At 50.7% G+C, this 20,945-nt stretch carries 17 protein-coding genes; 14 read left to right on the top strand and 3 right to left on the bottom strand.

The genetic code is table 11. The features are described from left to right. Window positions 1-36: 36 nt before the first annotated feature. The 3 genes from NQ565_RS10650 to NQ565_RS10640 all read left to right on the top strand — a co-directional run bounded on the left by NQ565_RS10650 (window position 37) and on the right by NQ565_RS10640 (window position 4,267). Window positions 37-1,113, top strand: coding sequence for a LacI family DNA-binding transcriptional regulator (locus NQ565_RS10650; RefSeq protein ID WP_231292977.1), 1,077 nt, complete (start codon window positions 37-39; stop codon window positions 1,111-1,113). A gap of 70 nt (window positions 1,114-1,183) precedes the next feature. After that, a complete protein-coding gene (locus tag NQ565_RS10645; protein WP_005653087.1) occupies window positions 1,184-2,674 on the top strand; it encodes a UxaA family hydrolase in 1,491 nt (496 codons plus the stop codon). A gap of 246 nt (window positions 2,675-2,920) precedes the next feature. After that, window positions 2,921-4,267, top strand: coding sequence for a Na+/H+ antiporter NhaC family protein (locus tag NQ565_RS10640; RefSeq protein ID WP_040315587.1), 1,347 nt, complete (start codon window positions 2,921-2,923; stop codon window positions 4,265-4,267). Window positions 4,268-4,302: 35 nt separating this feature from the next. On the opposite strand, the gene NQ565_RS10635 is transcribed toward NQ565_RS10640, so the two are convergent. Further along, the gene (locus NQ565_RS10635) at window positions 4,303-5,181 is read right to left on the bottom strand and encodes a DUF6845 domain-containing protein (RefSeq protein WP_005653090.1); all 879 of its coding nucleotides are present in this window, start codon (window positions 5,179-5,181) and stop codon (window positions 4,303-4,305) included. Window positions 5,182-5,586: 405 nt separating this feature from the next. Here NQ565_RS10635 and NQ565_RS10630 point away from each other — a divergent pair, with 405 nt between their 5' ends. Next, window positions 5,587-6,141 carry a 30S ribosomal protein S16 gene (locus NQ565_RS10630; RefSeq protein WP_005653092.1) on the top strand — a complete coding sequence of 185 codons (555 nt, stop codon included), beginning with the start codon at window positions 5,587-5,589 and terminating at the stop codon, window positions 6,139-6,141. Window positions 6,142-6,261: 120 nt separating this feature from the next. Then, window positions 6,262-7,362 (top strand): TlpA disulfide reductase family protein, encoded by a 1,101-nt coding sequence (locus tag NQ565_RS10625; protein ID WP_016662779.1) that lies wholly within the window; start codon window positions 6,262-6,264, stop codon window positions 7,360-7,362. 294 nt (window positions 7,363-7,656) lie between these two features. Here NQ565_RS10625 and NQ565_RS10620 read toward each other — a convergent pair whose 3' ends face one another. After that, complete coding sequence (locus tag NQ565_RS10620) at window positions 7,657-8,625, bottom strand: uroporphyrinogen decarboxylase/cobalamine-independent methonine synthase family protein (protein ID WP_005653097.1); 969 nt, start codon at window positions 8,623-8,625, stop codon at window positions 7,657-7,659. A 363-nt stretch (window positions 8,626-8,988) separates the two neighbouring features. On the opposite strand from NQ565_RS10620, the gene NQ565_RS10615 reads away from it, so the two are divergent. The 9 genes from NQ565_RS10615 to NQ565_RS10575 all read left to right on the top strand — a co-directional run bounded on the left by NQ565_RS10615 (window position 8,989) and on the right by NQ565_RS10575 (window position 19,684). Continuing rightward, window positions 8,989-11,199 (top strand): anaerobic ribonucleoside triphosphate reductase, encoded by a 2,211-nt coding sequence (locus NQ565_RS10615; protein WP_005653099.1) that lies wholly within the window; start codon window positions 8,989-8,991, stop codon window positions 11,197-11,199. A gap of 10 nt (window positions 11,200-11,209) precedes the next feature. Then, window positions 11,210-11,710 carry an anaerobic ribonucleoside-triphosphate reductase activating protein gene (gene nrdG / locus NQ565_RS10610; RefSeq protein WP_040315578.1) on the top strand — a complete coding sequence of 167 codons (501 nt, stop codon included), beginning with the start codon at window positions 11,210-11,212 and terminating at the stop codon, window positions 11,708-11,710. A 53-nt stretch (window positions 11,711-11,763) separates the two neighbouring features. Next, window positions 11,764-11,919, top strand: a complete 156-nt coding sequence (locus NQ565_RS10605; RefSeq protein WP_153881361.1) for a hypothetical protein — start codon at window positions 11,764-11,766, stop codon at window positions 11,917-11,919. A gap of 364 nt (window positions 11,920-12,283) precedes the next feature. Next, window positions 12,284-14,545: an adenosylmethionine--8-amino-7-oxononanoate transaminase gene (gene bioA, locus NQ565_RS10600; RefSeq protein ID WP_005653102.1), complete on the top strand. Its 2,262-nt coding sequence runs from the start codon at window positions 12,284-12,286 to the stop codon at window positions 14,543-14,545. A 60-nt stretch (window positions 14,546-14,605) separates the two neighbouring features. Beyond that, complete coding sequence (locus tag NQ565_RS10595) at window positions 14,606-15,769, top strand: 8-amino-7-oxononanoate synthase (RefSeq protein ID WP_040315579.1); 1,164 nt, start codon at window positions 14,606-14,608, stop codon at window positions 15,767-15,769. A gap of 101 nt (window positions 15,770-15,870) precedes the next feature. After that, the gene (locus NQ565_RS10590) at window positions 15,871-16,644 is read left to right on the top strand and encodes a pimeloyl-ACP methyl esterase BioG family protein (protein ID WP_005653105.1); all 774 of its coding nucleotides are present in this window, start codon (window positions 15,871-15,873) and stop codon (window positions 16,642-16,644) included. 13 nt (window positions 16,645-16,657) lie between these two features. After that, entirely contained in the window at window positions 16,658-17,617 is a 960-nt protein-coding gene (gene bioC, locus NQ565_RS10585) for a malonyl-ACP O-methyltransferase BioC (protein ID WP_016662785.1), read from the top strand. 182 nt (window positions 17,618-17,799) lie between these two features. Next, window positions 17,800-18,462: a dethiobiotin synthase gene (gene bioD, locus NQ565_RS10580; RefSeq protein ID WP_005653109.1), complete on the top strand. Its 663-nt coding sequence runs from the start codon at window positions 17,800-17,802 to the stop codon at window positions 18,460-18,462. Between the two features lie 49 nt (window positions 18,463-18,511). Then, window positions 18,512-19,684, top strand: coding sequence for a glycosyltransferase (locus tag NQ565_RS10575; protein ID WP_016662787.1), 1,173 nt, complete (start codon window positions 18,512-18,514; stop codon window positions 19,682-19,684). 13 nt (window positions 19,685-19,697) lie between these two features. Here the strand turns inward: NQ565_RS10575 and NQ565_RS10570 are convergent, their stop codons facing one another. Beyond that, a complete protein-coding gene (locus tag NQ565_RS10570) occupies window positions 19,698-20,942 on the bottom strand; it encodes an ABC transporter permease (RefSeq protein WP_005653115.1) in 1,245 nt (414 codons plus the stop codon). Between the last annotated feature and the right edge of the window lie 3 nt (window positions 20,943-20,945).

Here is a 20,945-nt window from a genome sequence, read left to right as displayed (position 1 = left end):
TATTTAGATTATTATTGTGCACGGGCACAAAAAGCCATGAGTAAAACCATGAATACGCCGGAAAGAATAAGAATCAAAGACATCGCCAAGATGGCCGATGTGTCGGTAGGAACCGTAGACCGCGTCATCCACGGACGTAGCGGAGTGTCGGAAGCCAGCCGCAAACGCGTGGAAGAAATTCTGGAGAAACTGAACTACCAGCCCAATATGTACGCCAGCGCATTGGCTTCCAACAAGAAGTACGCCTTTGCTTGCCTGCTACCCCAGCACGAAACCGGAGAATATTGGACCGAAGTGGAAAGCGGCATACACGAAGCGCTGACCACCTACTCGGATTTCAACATCACTGTGAAGCTGAGGTACTACGACCCGTACGATTACCGCTCCTTCGCCCGGGAAGCCCGCAGTATCGTGGAAATGACGCCCGACGGTGTGTTGTTTGCCCCCACTGCCCCGCAGTACACCACTCCCTTTACCGATGAACTTGAAAAGCTGGATATACCTTATATATATATAGACTCGAATATCAAGGAAGCTCCCGCCCTCTCTTTCTTCGGACAGAATTCACACCAAAGCGGGTATTTTGCCGCACGTATGCTGATGCTGCTTGCCGGTGAGGATGCACAGGAAATCGTTATCTTCCGCAAGATAAACGAAGGCATTGTAGGTTCGAACCAACAGGAACGGCGGGAAATCGGTTTCCGAGAATATATGCGCGAGCATCATCCCGGCTGTCGCATCTGGGAACTGGACTTGCACGCCAAACGCGACGGTGAAGATGCACAGATGCTGGATGATTTCTTCCGCGCCCATCCCACCGTAAAAAACGGCATCACATTCAACTCCAAAGCATACATCATCGGAGAGTACCTGCAAAGACACCGGAAAACGGATTTCAACCTCATGGGGTACGACCTGCTGAAACGCAATGTGGACTGCCTGAAAGAAGGAAGCATTTTCTTCCTTATTGCCCAACAGCCTACCCTGCAGGGCTTCGACGGCATCAAAGCGCTGTGCGACCACCTGATTCTGAAAAAAGAAATCGCAAGGGAGAACTTCATGCCGATTGACTTGCTGACAAAAGAAAATATAGAATTCTATTATAACAGATAAGAGTGCCGGGCAATCAGGCAATGGAACTGTAATACGACACTATCAAACGAAACCAATTAAAACATAGTATATGGAAACAAAGTACCTGAAAATCAACTCGGCCGACAACGTTGCGGTGGCTATCACAGCACTTCCGGCCGGTGAAAAACTCATAGTAGACGGCAAGGAAATCATCCTGAACGAGGATATCCCCGCCGGACATAAATTCGCGCTGAAAGATTTTGCGGAAGGCGAGAATGTAATTAAATACGGTTATCCCATAGGACACGCCCGCACCGCACGGAAACAAGGCGACTGGATGAACGAAAACAACATCAGGACCAATCTTGCCGGACTGCTGGAATATACGTACAACCCCACCGAAGTGAAACTGGACATTCCGCACAAGGACCTGACATTTAAAGGATACCGCCGCAAAAACGGCGATGTGGGAGTACGCAACGAAATATGGATTATCCCCACGGTGGGTTGCGTAAACGGCATTGTCAACCAACTGGCAGAAGGCCTGCGCCGCGAGACAGACGGCAAAGGCGTGGATGCAATCATGGCATTCCCGCACAACTACGGCTGTTCGCAACTGGGCGATGACCACGAAAACACCAAGAAAATACTGCGCGACATGGTGCTGCACCCCAATGCAGGCGCCGTGCTTGTGGTAGGTTTGGGATGCGAAAACAACCAGCCGGATGTATTCCGCGAGTTTTTGGGTGAATACGATTCCGACCGTGTAAAGTTCATGGTGACGCAAAAAGTGGGCGACGAATACGAAGAAGGCATGAAACTGCTGCGCGAACTCTACGCGAAAGCCAGCAAGGACGAACGTGTGGACGTGCCTCTGAGCGAATTGCGTGTAGGTTTGAAATGCGGCGGTTCCGACGGATTCTCCGGCATTACGGCTAATCCGCTGCTGGGCATGTTCTCCGACTTCCTCATTGCACAAGGCGGTACGAGTGTATTGACGGAAGTGCCCGAAATGTTCGGTGCGGAAACAATCCTGATGAACCGTTGCCGCAACAAAGAACTGTTTGAAGAAACCGTAAAGCTGATTAACGACTTCAAGGAATACTTCCTCTCGCATGGCGAACCGGTAGGTGAGAATCCGTCGCCGGGCAACAAGGCAGGTGGTATCTCCACACTGGAAGACAAGGCTTTGGGATGCACCCAGAAGTGCGGCAAGAGCTATGTGGAAGGTGTACTTCCTTATGGCGAACGCCTGAAAGTAAAAGGCCTGAACCTGCTTTCCGCTCCGGGAAACGACCTGGTTGCCGCCACCGCCCTGGCTTCGTGCGGATGCCACATGGTATTGTTTACAACAGGCCGCGGAACGCCGTTCGGAACGTACGTACCGACCATGAAGATTTCCACCAACTCCACCCTCGCCAAGAACAAACCGGGCTGGATTGACTTCAACGCCGGCGTTATCCTTGAAAACGAACCGATGGAAAAGACTTGCGAACGTTTCGTCGACTACGTTATCCGCGTAGCAAGCGGCGAGTTTGTGAACAATGAAAAGAAAGGTTATAAAGAAATCGCCATTTTCAAGACAGGGGTGACACTGTAACGGCAAGCGCTCATAGCCCGAGTGCACGGAATTACCGTCTGATGTTGACGGGTATTCCACAATGATTCGGACAGAAGAACAAAAGAATAAAAATAGGTAATGTTACCAGAAAAATAAAATTTTTCCTTTTTTGTTCTTTTGTTCTTCTGTCCGAATATTTAGATATGACCAGAATTCCATCCGTTTTTGTATCTTTGCAGCCGATTTACTCAAAACAATCGTTCTTATAAACTCATGATAGAAAGTATGTCCGCAGATACAAATACCTCTCCCAAGCAAAAGGGCGGCTGGTGGTCGCTGAGTCCGTTGGCTGTATTTCTTTGTTTATACCTCATCACATCACTGCTTATAAATGATTTCTATAAAGTGCCGATAACGGTAGCTTTTCTGCTGTCGTCCTGCTACGCCATTGCCATTACGCGGGGACTGAAGCTGGAACAACGCATCTATCAGTTCTCCGTCGGCGCCGGTAACAAGAACATATTGCTGATGATATGGATATTTGTCCTTGCCGGAGCGTTTGCACAAAGCGCCAAACAGATGGGAGCTATCGACGCCACTGTAAACCTGACCCTGCATATCCTGCCGGACAACCTGCTGCTGGCGGGTATTTTCATCGCTGCCTGTTTCATCTCCCTATCCATCGGTACAAGCGTGGGAACAATCGTTGCCCTGACTCCGGTAGCGGTGGGACTGGCAGAGAAAACCGGTATCGACCTGCCTTATATGACAGCCATTGTAGTGGGCGGTTCGTTCTTCGGAGACAATCTTTCCTTCATATCAGACACCACCATTGCATCCACCAAAACGCAGGATTGTGTGATGAGGGACAAGTTCAAAATAAATTTCATGATTGTAGTGCCGGCTGCACTGGTGGTACTGGGCATCTATGTAATTCAGGGACTTTCCTTATCCGCCGTTCCGCAGATATACGAGATTGAATGGATAAAGGTAATCCCCTACCTTATCGTACTGGGTACGGCAATAACCGGAGTCAATGTGATGGTGGTTTTGCTACTTGGCATCGTCTCTACGGGAATCATCGGCATTTGCACGGCAACGGGCGTCTTCGGCGTCACTCCTGCCGAAAACATGAATGCAAGCACCGCTTTCTTTGATTGGTTCGGCGCTATGGGAACAGGTATCACCGGTATGGGCGAACTTATCATCATCACCCTGCTGGCAGGCGGAATGCTGGAAACAATCCGCTACAACGGCGGTATCGACTTTATCATCACCCGCCTCACCCGCCACGTCACAGGCAAGCGGGGTGCGGAATTCAGTATAGCCGCACTGGTGAGTGTAGCCAATCTTTGCACCGCCAACAACACCATTGCCATCATCACCACCGGTCCCATCGCCAAAGACATAGCCAAACGCTTTCACCTGGACCGCCGGAAAACAGCAAGCATACTGGATACATTTTCCTGTCTCATTCAGGGCATTATCCCTTACGGCGCACAAATGCTGATAGCCGCAGGACTGGCGGGCATCTCGCCGCTCAGCATCATAGGCAATCTGTACTACCCGTTCTGCATGGGAGCCTGCGCCGTACTCGCCATATTAATAAGGTATCCGAGAAGATACTCATAGTTCTTCCCGGACACCGGCTGTATTCCGAACGCCGATCAGTTTATAAAACTATTGTAACGGCTGATTACGTCATTATATTCGGATACTAAATCATTATAACCATCCTCGGTGAACTTTCCGTCGCGCAGTTGCTTGCGGAGTTCTCCCAGGAACTTGTCCACATACTTCAGCAAATTATCGTAGTTCGACATCTCACTCTGGAAATCCGCTTTCTTCTCCAACTTCGAAGCTGCCTCTTTCTTGGCGTTGACAGCATTGTAAGCAGCCTGCAAATCTTCCTTCTTGGCTTCGGGCGAATAGAGTTCCAAAGTCTTCTCTATCTCAAAAATCAAAGCCTTTCCGGCAAGGATATGGTCCTTCAGCGGATTATCCATCAGTGTGGCCTCTTCGGCTTTATCGGCATAGGGAGTAAGCAGGGCATAGATTTGGGAACGAAGTCCGGGAATCTGTTCTGCCAACTCTTTCTCTTCCTTACAGATTTCATTACCTTTGGCATAGTTGTCGTCCTTATAGTCTTCGGCCTTGATGTAGGCGCGGTAAGCATCATAATTGGCATACAGACGCTTGGACACATCGAAGAAACGACGGTAGTACATCTTCAGACTGTCGGCAGCCGAGGACGGGAAGCAATCGCCGGGGTTCAATAAAGCAGTCGTGTCTGTTGCGGAAACCGGCGTGCGGATAACAACGGGCGCTACAAGAGTCTTACCGTTTTTCTGCATATAATCGATAATCTTGGAGATCTCTCCCATGTCCACCATTTTCTTGGTGATGTCGATGCTTGTGTTGTAATAGGATATTACCTCGTTTGCTTCTTCCAATCCATAATCCATGGAAGCGGCATCCTTTCCCTTGCCGCCGCAGGAAGCGAGTAAAAGCAGGGAAACAACTGAAATTGCTGTAATTTTCTTCATTGTTACAAATCTGTTTTTAGTGTTAGTATTAAAAGTTTTCGTCTGCCGGCAAAGACAACATAGGTCCGTTTGTTCCTGATATGTTATCGTTTGTCGGATAAGGCAAAATTACGTGGAAACAATGAAATCGGGAAAAATGAGAGGGGGACAAATAAGAGGATAATACCTATAGGGTTAATTTGTTGAAAAAGTGAAATTTAAGCAGATTACAGCCGGGCACGGCAGGGAGACATTTTAAAGAACAGGACACAATCACATCCGTCTTTCACACAGAAACGCATTTATGGCACGATAATGAAAATATCAGGCAAACTCTTTGTCAATCAAAAGAAAAAGCGTATCTTTGCGCCCGCTGTTACGAGATAGCAGCATAATTCAAATCATTAACTAAAAACATTTATTTAAATGGCAACAAAAATCAGATTGCAGAGACATGGACGTAAAAGCTATGCTTTCTACTCTATCGTAATTGCAGACGTAAGAGCACCACGTGATGGTAAATTTATTGAGAAGATTGGTACTTACAACCCTAACACCAATCCTGCCACAGTAGATTTGAAGTTCGACCGCGCACTTGACTGGGTATTGAAAGGTGCACAACCTACCGACACTGTTCGCAACATCCTCTCTCGCGAAGGCGTTTACATGAAGAAACACCTTCTTGGCGGTGTAGCAAAAGGCGCATTCGGCGAAGCAGAAGCAGAAGCTAAATTCGAAGCTTGGAAGAACAACAAACAAAGCGGTTTGGCTGCTCTGAAAGCTAAGGAAGAAGAAGCTAAGAAAGCTGAAGCCAAAGCACGTCTGGAAGCTGAAAAGAAAGTAAATGAAGTGAAAGCTAAGGCACTGGCCGAAAAGAAAGCTGCTGAAGAAGCTGCTAAGGCTGCCGCTGAAGCACCTGCAGAAGAAGCAACCGAAGCTCCGGCTGAAGAAGCTCCCGCAGCAGAAGCTGCTGCTGAATAAAAAGCAGAGCTATCCTTGTAAAAAAGGGACAAAAAACATAAAATCCTCATTGGTTATGCCGGTGAGGATTTTTTATTATTATCTTTGCTGCAACTATTTATTTATTAAATGAACAAAGCAATGAAAAAATTAACTTACCTGCTCGCTGCCGCTGCCGTATTCGCAGCTTGTAACAGCGGAAACAAAGGTTACACCGTAACCGGAACAGTAGAAGGCGCTGCCGATGGCGATACCGTTTATCTGCAAACCGCAGAAGGCCGCCAGCTCGTAAAACTCGATTCTGCAGTCATCACCAACGGAACCTTCACCTTCAAAGGAACGCAGGACAGTGCTGTGAACCGCTATATCACGTGCCAACCCTCCGGGAAAGAAGGTGTGCTGATGGACTTCTTCCTCGAAAACGGAGCAATCAACATCAAACTGACTTCCGGCGAAGGCGACTCTGCCACCGGTACAGCCAACAATGATATTTACCAACGCATCCGGGACAAGCAAAACGAACTGAACCAACAGATGAACGCTATCTACCAGTCCATGTCCGACACAGCCCTGACAGACGAACAGCGCGAAGCCAAAGCCAAGCAGATGAATGATCTGGAAGAGCAATATATCGCCACCGCCAAAGAGGGAATCAAACAAAACATCAATAACGCAGTGGGAGTATTCCTGCTCAAGAAGAACCATTATTACATGGATGTGGAAGAACTCGATCCGCTGATGTCGCAAATCCCCGCAGCATACAACAACGACGAAACCATCATCCGCATCAAGGAGAACGTAGAAAAGATGAAAGCCACTGCCGTAGGTCAAAAGTTTACGGACTTTGAAATGCAGACCCCCGAAGGAAAAACGGTAAAACTGTCCGACTATGTGGGCAAGGGCAAAACAGTGCTCGTTGACTTCTGGGCAAGCTGGTGTGGCCCGTGCCGTCGCGAAATGCCCAATCTGGTAGAGGCATACGCCAAATACAAGAACAAGAATTTCGAGATTGTAGGCGTTTCCTTAGACCAGAGCGGTGATTCCTGGAAAGAGGCTATCAAGAAACTGAATATCACCTGGCCGCAGATGTCCGACCTGAAATACTGGAACTGCGAAGGCGCCAAGTTGTATGCCGTAAGCAGCATTCCTCACACTGTACTGATTGACGGTGACGGAATCATCCTTGCACGCGGCTTGCACGGAGAAGAATTGCAAGAGAAATTGGCTGAGGTTCTTAAATAAGCAAAGAAAGCCGGCAGAATATAAGACCAACGGAGATGTGTCAAAATACACTTGACGATTTCTTTTAGACACGGATTACGCGGAAAACACGGATTTCACAGAAAAAGAATAAAGAAAATTTGTGAAATCCGTGTTTTCCGCGTAATCCGTGCCTAAAAAAGAAACAAATAATAAACGGATTTTAGTTTTGACACACATTCGTTGATTTTATAGAATTGACTTGCGGCCACGCAGACCGGCAGACTGAAATACGTAACCGGCATAATAACATGCTCAGATGAACAGCGTGTGCATTCAGACTGAGAATATACGGTTTGCCATATCCTTAGCCAACCTCACAGTCTTCCACTGTTTCACCTCATCCTCTTCCGAAGGATTGAGAAGGTTATCCGCATCGGGCAGACAGAGCGTCAAATGCTTCATCGGTATATAATTCAACACTTCTTCCATCTTGGCCTGCAATTCATCCAGTTCTTCCTCATCGGGGTAATAAGAAAGCACGAAGCCAAACACAGCTTCCCGTTCATGCACAAACCACAGCAGACGGCTACGGTCGCAAATTCCACAATCGTAATTCAAGAAGTAAGCATCCGCCCCGTGCAACCGTATCAACATATCCGTTGCGGCATGAAACGCTACAAACAATCCTTCGGGACGCTCGCGCAGTACCCGGTTGTTAAGACGGGCAGCTTCATCGGTCAGCATGGATTTGACTCCCTCGAACTGTACATAACGGCAACCCGCCTCATACAACCCTTCCAACAACTTCTTATAAGCGACAGCCAAATCATCCAACAGTATGTTCAAATCCGGATAAACCGACTTCAAGCACCCGGCTTCCGTTTCACGAAGAATCCTCATCAACATTTTGCCGGGCGACGGTATATGCTGCTTTGGCAATACATTTTCCGCGGTATTCTTTAGCAGAAAAACAAAATCTTCAAGGATAGGGTGATGAAGCAAACCGATTCTGCCGGTCACTTCCAGCTTCTTTTCCAATGAAGAATCAGCATTGTCTCTGCAACGGATACCTTCCCAGCCTTCCAAAAAGTCATAACTCCGAAATCCGCCATCTGTCACAACCTCTATACCTTCCAGCTTCAATCGCTCCATTAATTTGCATATTTCCTTATTTTCAATGGCACGCAATGCCGACAGGCTGATTTGCCCGTGCTGATATCGGTTTCTTGCATCCCGCAACGTAAAAGGTACACATAATGCTCCCGCAATATCGACCTTAAAAGGTGGAAACAGTTTTCCCATATTCACTTTTCTTTTAACTGATAATAGTTAGAAATTCAAGTCTTTACCCTATTCATACAAAGAACAAAGAGAAGCAAATATAACCAAAGTATTTAAGAAAACAACAAATAAAATCCCTATTTCTCATCTGTCATTTTGAAATAGATTGACAGATATATTATCTCATAATTATCAATAAGATACAATTGTAAAAGCATCAAATTCTATAAAGTTTTCCATTTTACAACAAAGCATATTTGATTATCAATACATTAACCATTTTTAATCCAACAAAAGTTTTCCAAAACAGAAAACTTACAGAAAACTATCATACCTTTGTTTCGCAATTAACTCCTATTTGTAAAATCTAAAAATACAATCAACATGATACAAACGGTACTCAAGCGTGACGGGCGCATCGTCGGCTTCAATGAAGAGAAAATAGTAACTGCCATCCGCAAGGCCATGCTCCATACGGACAAGGGAGAAGACATGCAACTGATACGCCAGATCACCGACCACATCTCCTTTAAGGGCGATGCCCAGATGACGGTGGAAGCCATTCAGGACCTGGTGGAAATGGAACTGATGAAGAGCAGCCGTAAAGATGTAGCACAGAAATACATTGCCTACCGCAACCAGCGTAGCATTGCCCGCAAGGCGAAAACACGCGATATGTTTCTGGAAATCATCAACATCAAATCCAACGACATCACCCGCGAGAATGCCAATATGAACGCCGACACCCCGGCGGGCATGATGATGAAGTTTGCCAGCGAAACCACCAAACCTTTCGTTGACGACTATCTACTGAGCGAAGAAGTGCTGGATGCCGTCAGCCAAAACTATCTGCACATCCACGATAAGGATTATTACCCCACCAAAAGCCTGACATGCGTACAGCACCCGCTGGACCGCATCCTTACATACGGCTTCTCTGCCGGACACGGAGAGTCGCGCCCTGCGAAACGCATTGAGACCGCCAGCATACTGGGCTGCATCTCATTGGAAACCGCCCAGAACGAAATGCACGGCGGACAGGCGATTCCCGCGTTCGACTTCTACCTTGCTCCCTACGTGCGCAACAGCTTCATCGAGGAAGTAAAGAACCTGGAAGAGCTGAACGGTGAGGATTACTCACATCTCTACCGGAAAGAGCTCACCGATTACCTGCAACAGCCGCTGGACGGCCTCACCGGCGAGCAGCGCATCATCCAGCATGCCGTGAACAAGACCGTAGCCCGCGTGCATCAGTCCATGGAAGCGTTCATCCACAACATGAACACGATACACTCGCGCGGCGGCAACCAGGTGGTATTCAGCTCCATCAACTACGGTACGGATACTTCCGCCGAGGGACGCTGCATCATCCGCGAACTGCTGAAAAGCACGTACCAGGGCGTGGGCAACGGCGAAACGGCCATCTTCCCCATTCAGATATGGAAAAAGAAACGCGGCGTAAGCTATCTGCCCGAAGACCGCAACTACGACCTCTACCAACTTGCCTGCAAGGTCACCGCACGCCGTTTCTTCCCGAACTTCCTGAACCTGGACGCCACCTTCAACCAAAGTGACGACTGGAAAGCCGACGACCCGAAACGCTACGAGCACGAAGTAGCCACCATGGGATGCCGTACACGCGTATTCGAGAACCGTTTCGGCCCCAAGACATCCATCGGACGCGGCAACCTGTCTTTCTCCACAATCAACATTGTGCGCCTTGCCATAGAGTGCATGGGCATTACGGATAAGGAACAGCGCATCGCCCGTTTCTTCGCCAAGCTGGATGCCATGCTCGACATCACCGCACGCCAACTGCATGAACGCATGGAGTTCCAGAAAACAGCGTTCGCCAAGCAGTTCCCTCTGCTGATGTCCGCTTTGTGGATAGGCTGCGACAAGCTCAAACCGAACGACGACATCTCGTCCGTAATCAATCAGGGTACGCTGGGCATCGGGTTCATCGGTCTGGCGGAATGTCTTGTGGCGCTTTTGGGCAAGCATCACGGAGAGTCGGAAGAGGCTCAGGAACTGGGACTCAGAATCGTGACTTACATGCGCGACCGTGCCAACCAGTTCTCCGACCAATACCAGCATAATTACAGCGTACTGGCCACGCCTGCCGAAGGGCTGTCGGGCAAGTTCACACGTGTAGACCGCAAGAAGTTCGGCTGCCTGCCGGGCATTACGGACCGTGATTATTACACCAACTCCAACCACGTGCCCGTGTACTACAAGTGCAGCGCCCGCCATAAAGCCGAAATCGAGGCCCCCTACCACGACCTGACCCGTGGCGGACACATCTTCTACGTAGAAATTGACGGCGACGCCACCCACAACCCCGAAGTCATTATGCGTGTGGTGGACATGATGGACCGGTACAACATCGGTTACGGCTCGGTAAATCACAACCGCAACCGCTGCCTGGACTGCGGATACGAAAACTCTACCGTCAACCTGGAAGCCTGTCCCAAGTGCGGCAGCACCCACATCGACAAGCTACAGCGCATCACCGGCTATCTGGTAGGTACTACCGACCGCTGGAATCAAGCCAAGCTCGCCGAGCTGAACGACAGAGTAATCCATGAAAATTAAAAGTTGAATAGTGCTTTCCATTCTTGATATAATAGAAGATACTACGGTGGACGGTCCGGGATTCCGTACCGCCATCTACGCAGCCGGATGTCCCAACGGATGTCCGGGCTGTCATAATCCGGAATCGTGGGACATCAACCGCGGACGCTGGATGAGCACCGATGAAATACTGCAAAAGGTGCTTGCCGACAGCTTTGCCGATGTGACATTCAGCGGTGGCGACCCTATGTACCAGCCCGAAGGCTTCACCGAACTGGCACATGCCATCAAGCGGCAGAGCCGGAAGAACATCTGGTGCTATACGGGGTATACATTTGAAACGTTACTGCACAATCCCCGCCAGGCAAAACTGTTGGAGTACATCGACGTGCTGGTGGACGGCAAATTCAAAGAAGAACTGCGCGACGAAGATCTCTACTTCCGTGGCAGCAGCAACCAACGGCTGATAGACGTACAAGCGTCGCTGAAAGCCAAAAAAGCGGTGGATTACGTTTACAACCCGAAGTTATAACTCCTTTCACTGTATTATATCTTTCTCTACATAGACATAAACCTATACCTCCGTTGGGTACAATGAATATCACCGTGGGATACCGACAATACCAACGGTTGGTATTCATCGTACCCTATGTTGGTAGCCGTTGTACCAAACGTTGGTATCCGACGTACCAAACATTGGTACTTCCCATACCAGCCTTTGGTACTTTCCGTACCCCATAGAGGTATCCGCCGTTCTCCCCTATAAACCATAAAGGATTGCTTACGCTGGCAAAAAGGAAGCAAGCGTTTCTCCAACCGCCCTGCCTACTTTTCTTTATATATTTTCAGCCATATAAAATTCTTTCTCGTTTTTATTTCCTACATTTGCCACCGTCAAAAGAATCTATAACAAAATACCGAACCCGTGAAACGCAATCAATCCCCTGCACAGACGATACGCTTCCGCCGCTGGAGCCGGAAGTCGTACGCCGCATTCGCCAGCATAGGCAGATGCGTCACAATCGGTTGTCTGCGCAAGAACGTGGCCGACAGTTCGCTACGGAAGCAGGACACGGTTCGGACTATCCCCTATTCTATTCACACCATGACTATCGACGAACTGAAAGCCCGGGTGCTGGCAGGCATAGACATATCGCCCGACCAAGCCGCCTGGCTGGCGAATACCGCCGACCGTGAAGCGCTTTACGCCGCTGCACACGAGATTACCGTACAATGCTCGCAGCATGAGTTTGACATGTGCTCCATCATCAACGCCAAGTCGGGACGCTGCCCCGAAAACTGCAAATGGTGCGCACAATCTTCCCACTATCACACCCAAGCCGACGTTTACAACCTACTCTCCGCTGAAGAATGCCTCAAACAGGCACAATACAATGAACGGCAGGATGTCAACCGCTTCTCCCTCGTTACGAGCGGACGGAAACCCTCTCCCAAACAATTGGAACAACTCTGTAATACAGTGCGCTACATGCGCCGCCACTCATCCATACAATTATGCGCATCCTTAGGCCTGCTGGCCGAAGAAGAGCTACGCGCCCTGCACAATGCCGGCGTCACCCGCTACCACTGCAACCTGGAAACAGCCCCCTCTTTCTTCCCCACCCTGTGCAGCACGCACACGCAGGAAGACAAGCTGCGCACCTTGCAGGCAGCCCGCAACGCAGGCATGGACATTTGCAGCGGCGGCATCATCGGTATGGGCGAGACGATGGAACAGCGCATTGAGTTTGCTTTCACCCTGAAAGAGCTGGGGGTACAATCCATTCCCATCAACCTGCTCAGCCCCATTCCGGGCACTCCGCTGGAGAACCGCCCGCCGCTGACGGAAGAAGAGGTATTGGTGACCGTCGCCCTGTTCCGCTTCATCAACCCCACCGCCTACCTGCGCTTTGCCGGCGGACGCTCGCAACTGAGCAAGGATGCGGTGAAGAAGTCCTTATATATAGGTATCAACTCGGCTATCGTGGGCGACCTGCTGACGACGCTCGGCTCCAAAGTTTCCGATGACAAGAAACTGATAGAAGAAGCCGGATACGAGTTCTGCGGTTCGCAATTCGACCGCGAGCACCTGTGGCATCCATACACCTCGACCACCCATCCGCTGCCTGTATATAAGGTGAAGCAGGCGGACGGGGCAACGATTACACTGGAAAGCGGGCAGACCCTGATAGAGGGAATGTCCTCCTGGTGGTGCGCCGTGCACGGTTACAATCATCCGGTACTGAACCGGGCGGCCACAGAGCAGCTCGGCAAGATGTCGCACGTCATGTTCGGCGGACTGACGCACGACCCTGCCATCGAGCTGGGCAAACTGCTGCTGCCGCTGGTTCCGCCGTCCATGCAGAAGATATTCTATGCCGACTCCGGCTCGGTGGCCATGGAAGTGGCCCTGAAAATGGCCGTGCAGTACTGGTATGCCAAAGGGCAAGGGGCTTCGTCGCAGAGTACCTCCGTCAAGAAGCAGAACTTCGTCACCATCCGCAGCGGCTATCACGGAGATACGTGGAATGCTATGTCGGTGTGCGATCCGGTGACGGGGATGCACTCGCTGTTCGGCTCGGCACTGCCCGTGCGGTATTTCGTTCCGCAGCCCCGCTCGCGTTTCGACGGCGAATGGAATCCAGAAGATATCCGCCCGCTACAGGAAACCATCGAACAGCATGCCGACGAGCTGGCCGCCCTGATACTGGAACCCGTGGTACAGGGTGCAGGCGGCATGTGGTTCTATCATCCGCAGTATCTGCGCGAAGCGGCAAAGCTATGCCGCGAACACGGTCTGCTGCTTATCTTCGATGAAATAGCGACGGGCTTCGGACGCACCGGAAAGCTGTTTGCCTGGGAACATGCCGGAGTAGAACCGGACATCATGTGCATAGGTAAGGCGTTGACCGGCGGCTACATGACGCTTTCCGCCGTACTGGCCACCAACGAAGTGGCGGACACCATCTCCAACCACGCCCCGGGTGCATTCATGCACGGGCCCACGTTTATGGGAAACCCGCTGGCATGCGCCGTGGCATGTGCATCGGTACGCCTGCTCACGTCTCCCGAATACAACTGGCAGGAGAAGGTGGCGCGCATCGAAGCGCAGTTGAAGCAAGAGCTGGAACCCGCGCGCCAACTGCCGCAAGTGGCGGATGTGCGCGTACTCGGAGCCATCGGCGTGATAGAGACCAAACGTCCGGTGGATATGGCATGGATGCAACGGCGCTTCGTCGAGGAAGGTATCTGGGTGCGTCCGTTCGGCAAGCTGGTGTATCTGATGCCGCCCTTTATCATCAAACCGGAACAGCTCGGCACACTGACGAAGGGACTGATTAAGATTATAAAAGAAATAAGAAATTAAGGTTACAAAAGAAATAAGGGAACAATAAACTTCCTTATATTTCAAAAACAAGCATAGCCAATGAGCACTATATCGCACATGCAGCAAGAGCTGCAACTTCTTGAAGAGCACAGCAACCTGCGCCGCCTGCCCCGGATGGTACACGACGGCAGGGATGTCATCGTGAACGGCAAACGCATGCTGAACCTCTCGTCCAACGACTACCTAGGGCTGGCATCCGACCGGGCCTTGCGCGAGGAATTCCTGCGCACACTCACCCCCGACACGTTCCTGCCCACCTCTTCTTCTTCCCGGTTGCTGACGGGCAACTTCACCGTTTACGAAGAGCTGGAAGCCGAACTGGCACACCTTTTCGGCACGGAAGCCGCACTGGTGTTCAACAGCGGGTATCATGCCAACACGGGCATCCTGCCCGCCGTAAGCGATGCACAGACGCTGATACTTGCCGACAAGCTCGTCCATGCCAGCCTGATTGACGGCATCCGCCTGTCTGCCGCCAAATGCATCCGCTACCGCCACAACGATTTGGCACAACTGGAACGGCTGCTCAAAGAGCACCACTCCGCCTTTCGCCAAATCATCATCGTCACCGAAAGCATCTTCAGCATGGACGGCGACCAAGCCGACCTGCCCGCCCTGGCAGAACTGAAACGCCGGTACGGCAATGTGCTGCTCTACGTGGACGAGGCCCACGCTTTCGGCGTGCGCGGCAGGCAGGGACTCGGTTGCGCCGAGGAGTCCGGCTGCACCGGAGACATCGACTTCCTTGTCGGCACGTTCGGCAAGGCGGCAGCATCCGCAGGCGCTTACATCGTATGCCGGAAGGTGATACGGGAATACCTCGTCAACCGCATGCGCACACTTATCTTCACCACCGGACTGCCCCCCGTAAACATCGCTTGGACACTGTTTGTCGTGCGCCGGCTGGCAGACATGCGGGAACGGCGCGAGCATCTGGCACACATCAGTCGTTCGCTTCGCGAAGCCCTGCAGGCACAAGGATACACCTGCCCCGGCGCCAGCCACATCGTCCCGATGATTATCGGGCAGAGTGCGGATACCGTGCTGAAAGCAGAGGCCTTGCAACGGCATGGCTTTTACGCCCTGCCCGTGCGCCCGCCTACAGTGCCGGAAGGAACGTCGCGCATCCGTTTTTCGCTGACAGCCGATATCAGACAAGAGGAAATAGAAGAACTGAAGAAAAGAACGGAGAACTTGAAATAACCCGAAAATACTTTAAGCAATGCCTGTAACAGACGGCATTGGAATATTAACCGAAATGCATCTTCATACAGAAGGGCATCTTCATCTAACAAAAAAGAACAATGAAACAAGTGTACATTATCAACGAGAACCATCCCCAGTTACTCCTTTTCTTTGCCGGTTGGGCAGCGGACGAAACTCCCTTCAAGCAGTACCGTCCCAAAAACATGGACTACATGATTTGCTACGACTACCGCACGCTGGACTTCGACTATTCCATCTTCGACCGTTACCGGCAAGTAAACGTGGTAGCCTGGTCCATGGGTGTGTGGATGGGCTCTCTCATACTGAGCCAAGTCTCCCGGGACAAGGTGTTCAGCCTGGCGTTCAACGGAACTACATACCCCATCGACAATCTGGAAGGTATCCCCGTGAACACCTTTCAGGCTACTCTCAACGGGCTTACCCCCGCAACGCTCCAGAAGTTCCTGCGCCGCATGTGCAAGGACAGCAACGCCTACAAGGCATTCATGGAAGTGACTCCCCGACGGGACTTCGACGAAATAAAGGAAGAACTGAGGCTCATTCTGGAGCGGTACTTCGATATGTTCGGAGACGCTAATAACAAAAGTTACGACGAGGAAAAGGAAGATAAGTATGAGGCAAACATCGAAAAGTATAACTACGAATACAACTACGCCTTCATCGGCAAGAACGACCGGATTTTCCCGCCCGAAAACATGGAGATGAACTTTTGCGACCTGATAGACTGCCATCCGGTCCTGACGGACAACGCACACTATGACGAGTCCATGTTCCGCTTTCTGCTGCAAGATATGTGGGAGATGACTGCCAGTGAATTCAGATATCATGTCAAAACCATAAATATTGAATGAAACGAAACAGAAAATGATTTGCAGTACCATTCAATCCATCGACAAAGCCCTCGTTGCAAGACGCTTTGCCCATGCACGGAATACGTACGGCCGAGAAGCTCTTGTGCAGCAGCAGGTGGCGGAGAAAATGCTGCGCCTGCTCACGAAACATGCCTGCCCGTCTGCTGCGGCACACAACGGCGAGGGCAATACGCGAAGTTTGTCAGGCAACGCCTCCCCCTTCCGCCATATCGTAGAGTTCGGATGCGGAACCGGGTGCTACTCCCGTTTGCTGCTGCACGCATTGCAACCGGAAACTCTGCTGCTCAACGACTTGTGTCCCGAAATGAGGGAGTGTATCTGCGATTTGTTGCCGGCCGGTGAACCTCTGCCTCATAAACCTCTACTTTACGATGATAAAGTAGAACTCTACGGCGCTAAAGTGCCACTTGAGAAAGCTAAAGTGCCACTTTACGGAAACCCGCTTATATCCCCTGCCGTCAGCTTTTTGCCGTGTGATGCGGAAACTCTTGATTTCCCGCAAGGGACAGACCTGATAACGTCCTGCTCCACCCTGCAATGGTTTGCCGATACGGAACGGTTCTTCACCCGCTGCCACCACTTCCTATCGGACGGTGGCATTCTCGCATTCAGCACTTTCGGCAAGAGGAATATGCAGGAGATACATACCCTGACCGGACACGGACTGGAGTACTTCTCGCTCGAAGAACTAAAAGCCTTGCTGTCTTCCCGCTTCGAGGTTCTTTATGCCGAAGAAGAGATTGTCTCCCTGCCATTCGACACTCCGCTCGAAGTGTTGCAACACCTCAGACAAACCGGCGTTACCGGGACGGAAAAGAGAGTCTGGACGCGCGGACGCCTGCAAAGTTTCTGCGAGGAATATATCCGGATGTACGGCAAGGACGACCGTAGTGTTTCGCTGACTTATCACCCGATTTATGTAATAGCGAGAAAAAGAGGAAGGACAAAGTAAGAAGCATAAGGGATGAAGTACAAAATACGAAGCATAAGGTACGAAATGTAAAGTATAAGGTATGAAGTATGAGGTATAAGAGATTTTAAAATAAAGGATGAGGAATACGGTAAACACATAGGTGATAAGAGGTATGAGCACCGATGTTTAATCAGTTAATTTACATAAAGATATAAAGAATTATGAAACCAAATATTTATTTCATCAGCGGCATTGATACGGATGCCGGAAAAAGCTATTGCACTGCCTGGTATGCCAAGCAGCTATCCCGGAACGGACAGCGCGTCATCACCCAGAAATTCATTCAAACCGGCAATACCGGACACTCCGAGGACATCGACCTGCACCGCCGCATCATGGGCACCGGCTATCTGCCTGAGGATAACGAGGGGCTTACAATGCCCGAAATCTTCTCCTATCCCTGCTCTCCCCATCTTGCGGCACGCATCGACAACCGTCCTATCGACTTCGACAAAATAGAGAACGCCACACAGGAGCTTGCCCGCCGCTACGACACCGTACTCGTGGAAGGAGCCGGCGGACTGATGGTTCCCCTGACCGGAGAATATCTCACCATAGACTACATTGCCGATAAGAACTATCCCCTTATCTTCGTGACATCCGGCAAGCTGGGCAGTATCAATCACACCCTGCTAAGCCTTGAAGCCATCGGGCACCGGGGAATCACACTCGACACCGTATTGTACAACCTTTATCCCACGGTAGAGGACAAGACCATACAGAACGATACGATGCAATACATACGGGAGTATCTTTCCAGGCATTTCCCCGGAACGAAGTTTGAGGTTGTGCCGGAAATAAATAATCTGCATCAGACCATGTAATCTGTGACGAATTTCGTACCTTTGCACGTTATAAAACGTCATAGGACACATGGAAGCATTTACATTCGATACAACCGAGCAGATATTACTCGCAGCGACGGGAACTCTTTTTATCATTCAAGCCCTTTATTACCTTTGCCTGTACAACCGCATCCACCTGCGCAGCCGTGCCGTGAAGCGCGGCAATGTACACTTCTCGCAGGAGCTCCCGCCGGTGTCGGTCATCATCTGCGCACGTGAAGAATGCGAAAACCTGCGGCGTAACCTGAAAGCTGTGCTGGAGCAGGATTATCCGCAATTTGAGGTTATCGTCATCAATGACGGAAACACGGACGAAAGCGAAGATTACCTCACCTTGCTGGAAGAGAAATACCCGCACCTCTACCACAGTTTTGTCCCCGACTCTTCCCGCTACATCAGCCGGAAGAAGCTTGCCGCCACCCTCGGCGTGAAAGCCAGCAAATACGACTGGCTCGTCTTCACCGAAGCCAACTGCTGCCCGCAAAGCAACCAATGGCTGCGGCTGCTGGCACGCAACTTCACCTCGCGTACGCAAGTTGTCTTGGGATATAGCGGCTATGAACGCGGTAAAGGCTGGCTGCACAAGCGCGTAGCTTTCGACAATCTGTTCACTTCCATGCGCTACCTCGGCTTTGCGCTTGCCGGAAGCCCGTATATGGGCATCGGGCGTAACCTTGCCTACCGCAAGGAGTTGTTTTACGAACACAAAGGGTTCTCTGCACATCTCAACCTTCAGCGCGGCGATGACGACCTGTTCGTCAATCATGTAGCCACTGCCGAAAATACCCGCGTGGAAACCGATGCGGATGCCACCGTACGCATGCAACCCGTATTCCGCGCAAAAGACTGGCGGGAAGAGAAAATCGGTTACGCATCTACCGCCCGCCTCTATCACGGCATGCAACGCTGGCTTGCCGGACTGGAAACCACTACCCGCCTCGCGTTCCATGCCGCATGGATGGCTACGCTCACAACAGCCATACTGCATTTCCACTGGCTGGCGGCAGGCATTGCATTCCTCGTCTGGATACTCCGGTTTATCCTGCAAGCCATCATCGTCAACAAGACTGCCAAGGATTTGAACGACCGGCGCAGATACTACTGGTCGCTGCCCGTGTTCGATGTACTCCAGCCGCTGCAATCTCTCCGCTGGAAGCTCTACTGTCTGTTTAGAAAGAAAAGCGAATTCCTGAGAAAATAAATGAGAAATTACCCTACTCGTAGCGCATGGAATTTGCCGGATGAATCCGTGTAATGAGGTAGGACGGTCCTAACAGCATAGCGATTGAAGCCAGCAGCGTGCCGACATTCAGCAACAAGAAAAGCCAAAGATTGAAAGATACGGGAACGGTGTCCATATAATAGGTTTCCGGGTCGAGACGGAACAAGCCGAACCACTTCTGGATAAAATAGAAAGCCAATCCTATTACATTGCCCCACAGCATTCCTTTTCCGATGAGGAATACCGCCAGCCAAAGAAACAGTTTGCGGATAGTGAGGTTGTTCGCTCCCAAAGATTTCAGAACGCCAATCATGGAGGTGCGCTCTATGATGATTATCAGCAGTCCCGAAACCATGGTAAACCCGGCAACGCCAATCATCAGGATAAGGATAACCCATATATTGACATCCAAGATGCCGAGCCATGCAAAAATCTGCGGGTTCAACTGCTCTACGTTGAGTACACAGTATTCTGCCCCGTAAGGGTCGGGATGCCGGGCCACTTCATCGGCTATCCGGTAGGTGGTTTCTTCCAGTTTATCGTAGTCGTACAGCTCCAGCTCCACTCCGCTCACCTGGTCGGGATGCCACTTGTTCAGACGGTTCACCAGGCACAGGTCTGTAAGCAGGAACAGGTTGTCGTATTCGGAAAAGTTGGTCTGGTAAATGCCGACGATTGTCAGGCGGCGGGCACGCACATCGTCCTGTATGTAGTAGGTGTCTATCTTGTCGCCGAGCTTCAGCTTCAGTTTGTCGGCTATCGCCTTTGAAACGACCACCCGGTTGGTAGAAGCCGAGTCGCTGAACTGCGGAAACTCTCCCTCTATCAGGTGACGGCGGAAGAAGGAACTGCCATACTCCGGCCCTATACCTTTCAATACCATGCCTTGAAAGGCATCGGACGTCTTTATCATACCCGGCTTGGTGGAATAGCGTTGCACGTGTTTCACACCGGAATTATCCGCAAGAGCAGCAAGCATACTGTCCGTCACGGCTATGGGGCGGGTTTCAAAAGAACGCGCCGCATCCGAATTGCTAATCTGGATATGCGAGCCGAAACCGATTATCTTATCGCGTACCTCGCTCTTGAAACCGATTATCACCGACACGGCAATAATCATCACCGCCAACCCGATAGCAACACCGATAGTTGCTATCAGCACGGCAGGACGGGAAACTTGCTTTCCGACATCGGAACTGCGGTAAATACGCAGCGCTATGAAACGGGATAAATTCATCAG

It is taken from the genome of Bacteroides stercoris ATCC 43183, from assembly GCF_025147325.1.
GTDB classification, from domain to species: domain Bacteria; phylum Bacteroidota; class Bacteroidia; order Bacteroidales; family Bacteroidaceae; genus Bacteroides; species Bacteroides stercoris.
This window is presented reverse-complemented; position numbering and strand designations above follow the sequence as displayed.

Coding starts and splice junctions, on each gene's coding strand:
- NQ565_RS10650 (WP_231292977.1), top strand. CDS start 37: ATGAGTAAAACCATGAATACGCCGGAAAGAATAAGAATCAAAGACATC.
- NQ565_RS10645 (WP_005653087.1), top strand. CDS start 1,184: ATGGAAACAAAGTACCTGAAAATCAACTCGGCCGACAACGTTGCGGTG.
- NQ565_RS10640 (WP_040315587.1), top strand. CDS start 2,921: ATGTCCGCAGATACAAATACCTCTCCCAAGCAAAAGGGCGGCTGGTGG.
- NQ565_RS10635 (WP_005653090.1), bottom strand. CDS start 5,181: ATGAAGAAAATTACAGCAATTTCAGTTGTTTCCCTGCTTTTACTCGCT.
- NQ565_RS10630 (WP_005653092.1), top strand. CDS start 5,587: ATGGCAACAAAAATCAGATTGCAGAGACATGGACGTAAAAGCTATGCT.
- NQ565_RS10625 (WP_016662779.1), top strand. CDS start 6,262: ATGAAAAAATTAACTTACCTGCTCGCTGCCGCTGCCGTATTCGCAGCT.
- NQ565_RS10620 (WP_005653097.1), bottom strand. CDS start 8,625: ATGGGAAAACTGTTTCCACCTTTTAAGGTCGATATTGCGGGAGCATTA.
- NQ565_RS10615 (WP_005653099.1), top strand. CDS start 8,989: ATGATACAAACGGTACTCAAGCGTGACGGGCGCATCGTCGGCTTCAAT.
- bioA (WP_005653102.1), top strand. CDS start 12,284: ATGACTATCGACGAACTGAAAGCCCGGGTGCTGGCAGGCATAGACATA.
- NQ565_RS10595 (WP_040315579.1), top strand. CDS start 14,606: ATGAGCACTATATCGCACATGCAGCAAGAGCTGCAACTTCTTGAAGAG.
- NQ565_RS10590 (WP_005653105.1), top strand. CDS start 15,871: ATGAAACAAGTGTACATTATCAACGAGAACCATCCCCAGTTACTCCTT.
- bioC (WP_016662785.1), top strand. CDS start 16,658: ATGATTTGCAGTACCATTCAATCCATCGACAAAGCCCTCGTTGCAAGA.
- bioD (WP_005653109.1), top strand. CDS start 17,800: ATGAAACCAAATATTTATTTCATCAGCGGCATTGATACGGATGCCGGA.
- NQ565_RS10575 (WP_016662787.1), top strand. CDS start 18,512: ATGGAAGCATTTACATTCGATACAACCGAGCAGATATTACTCGCAGCG.
- NQ565_RS10570 (WP_005653115.1), bottom strand. CDS start 20,942: ATGAATTTATCCCGTTTCATAGCGCTGCGTATTTACCGCAGTTCCGAT.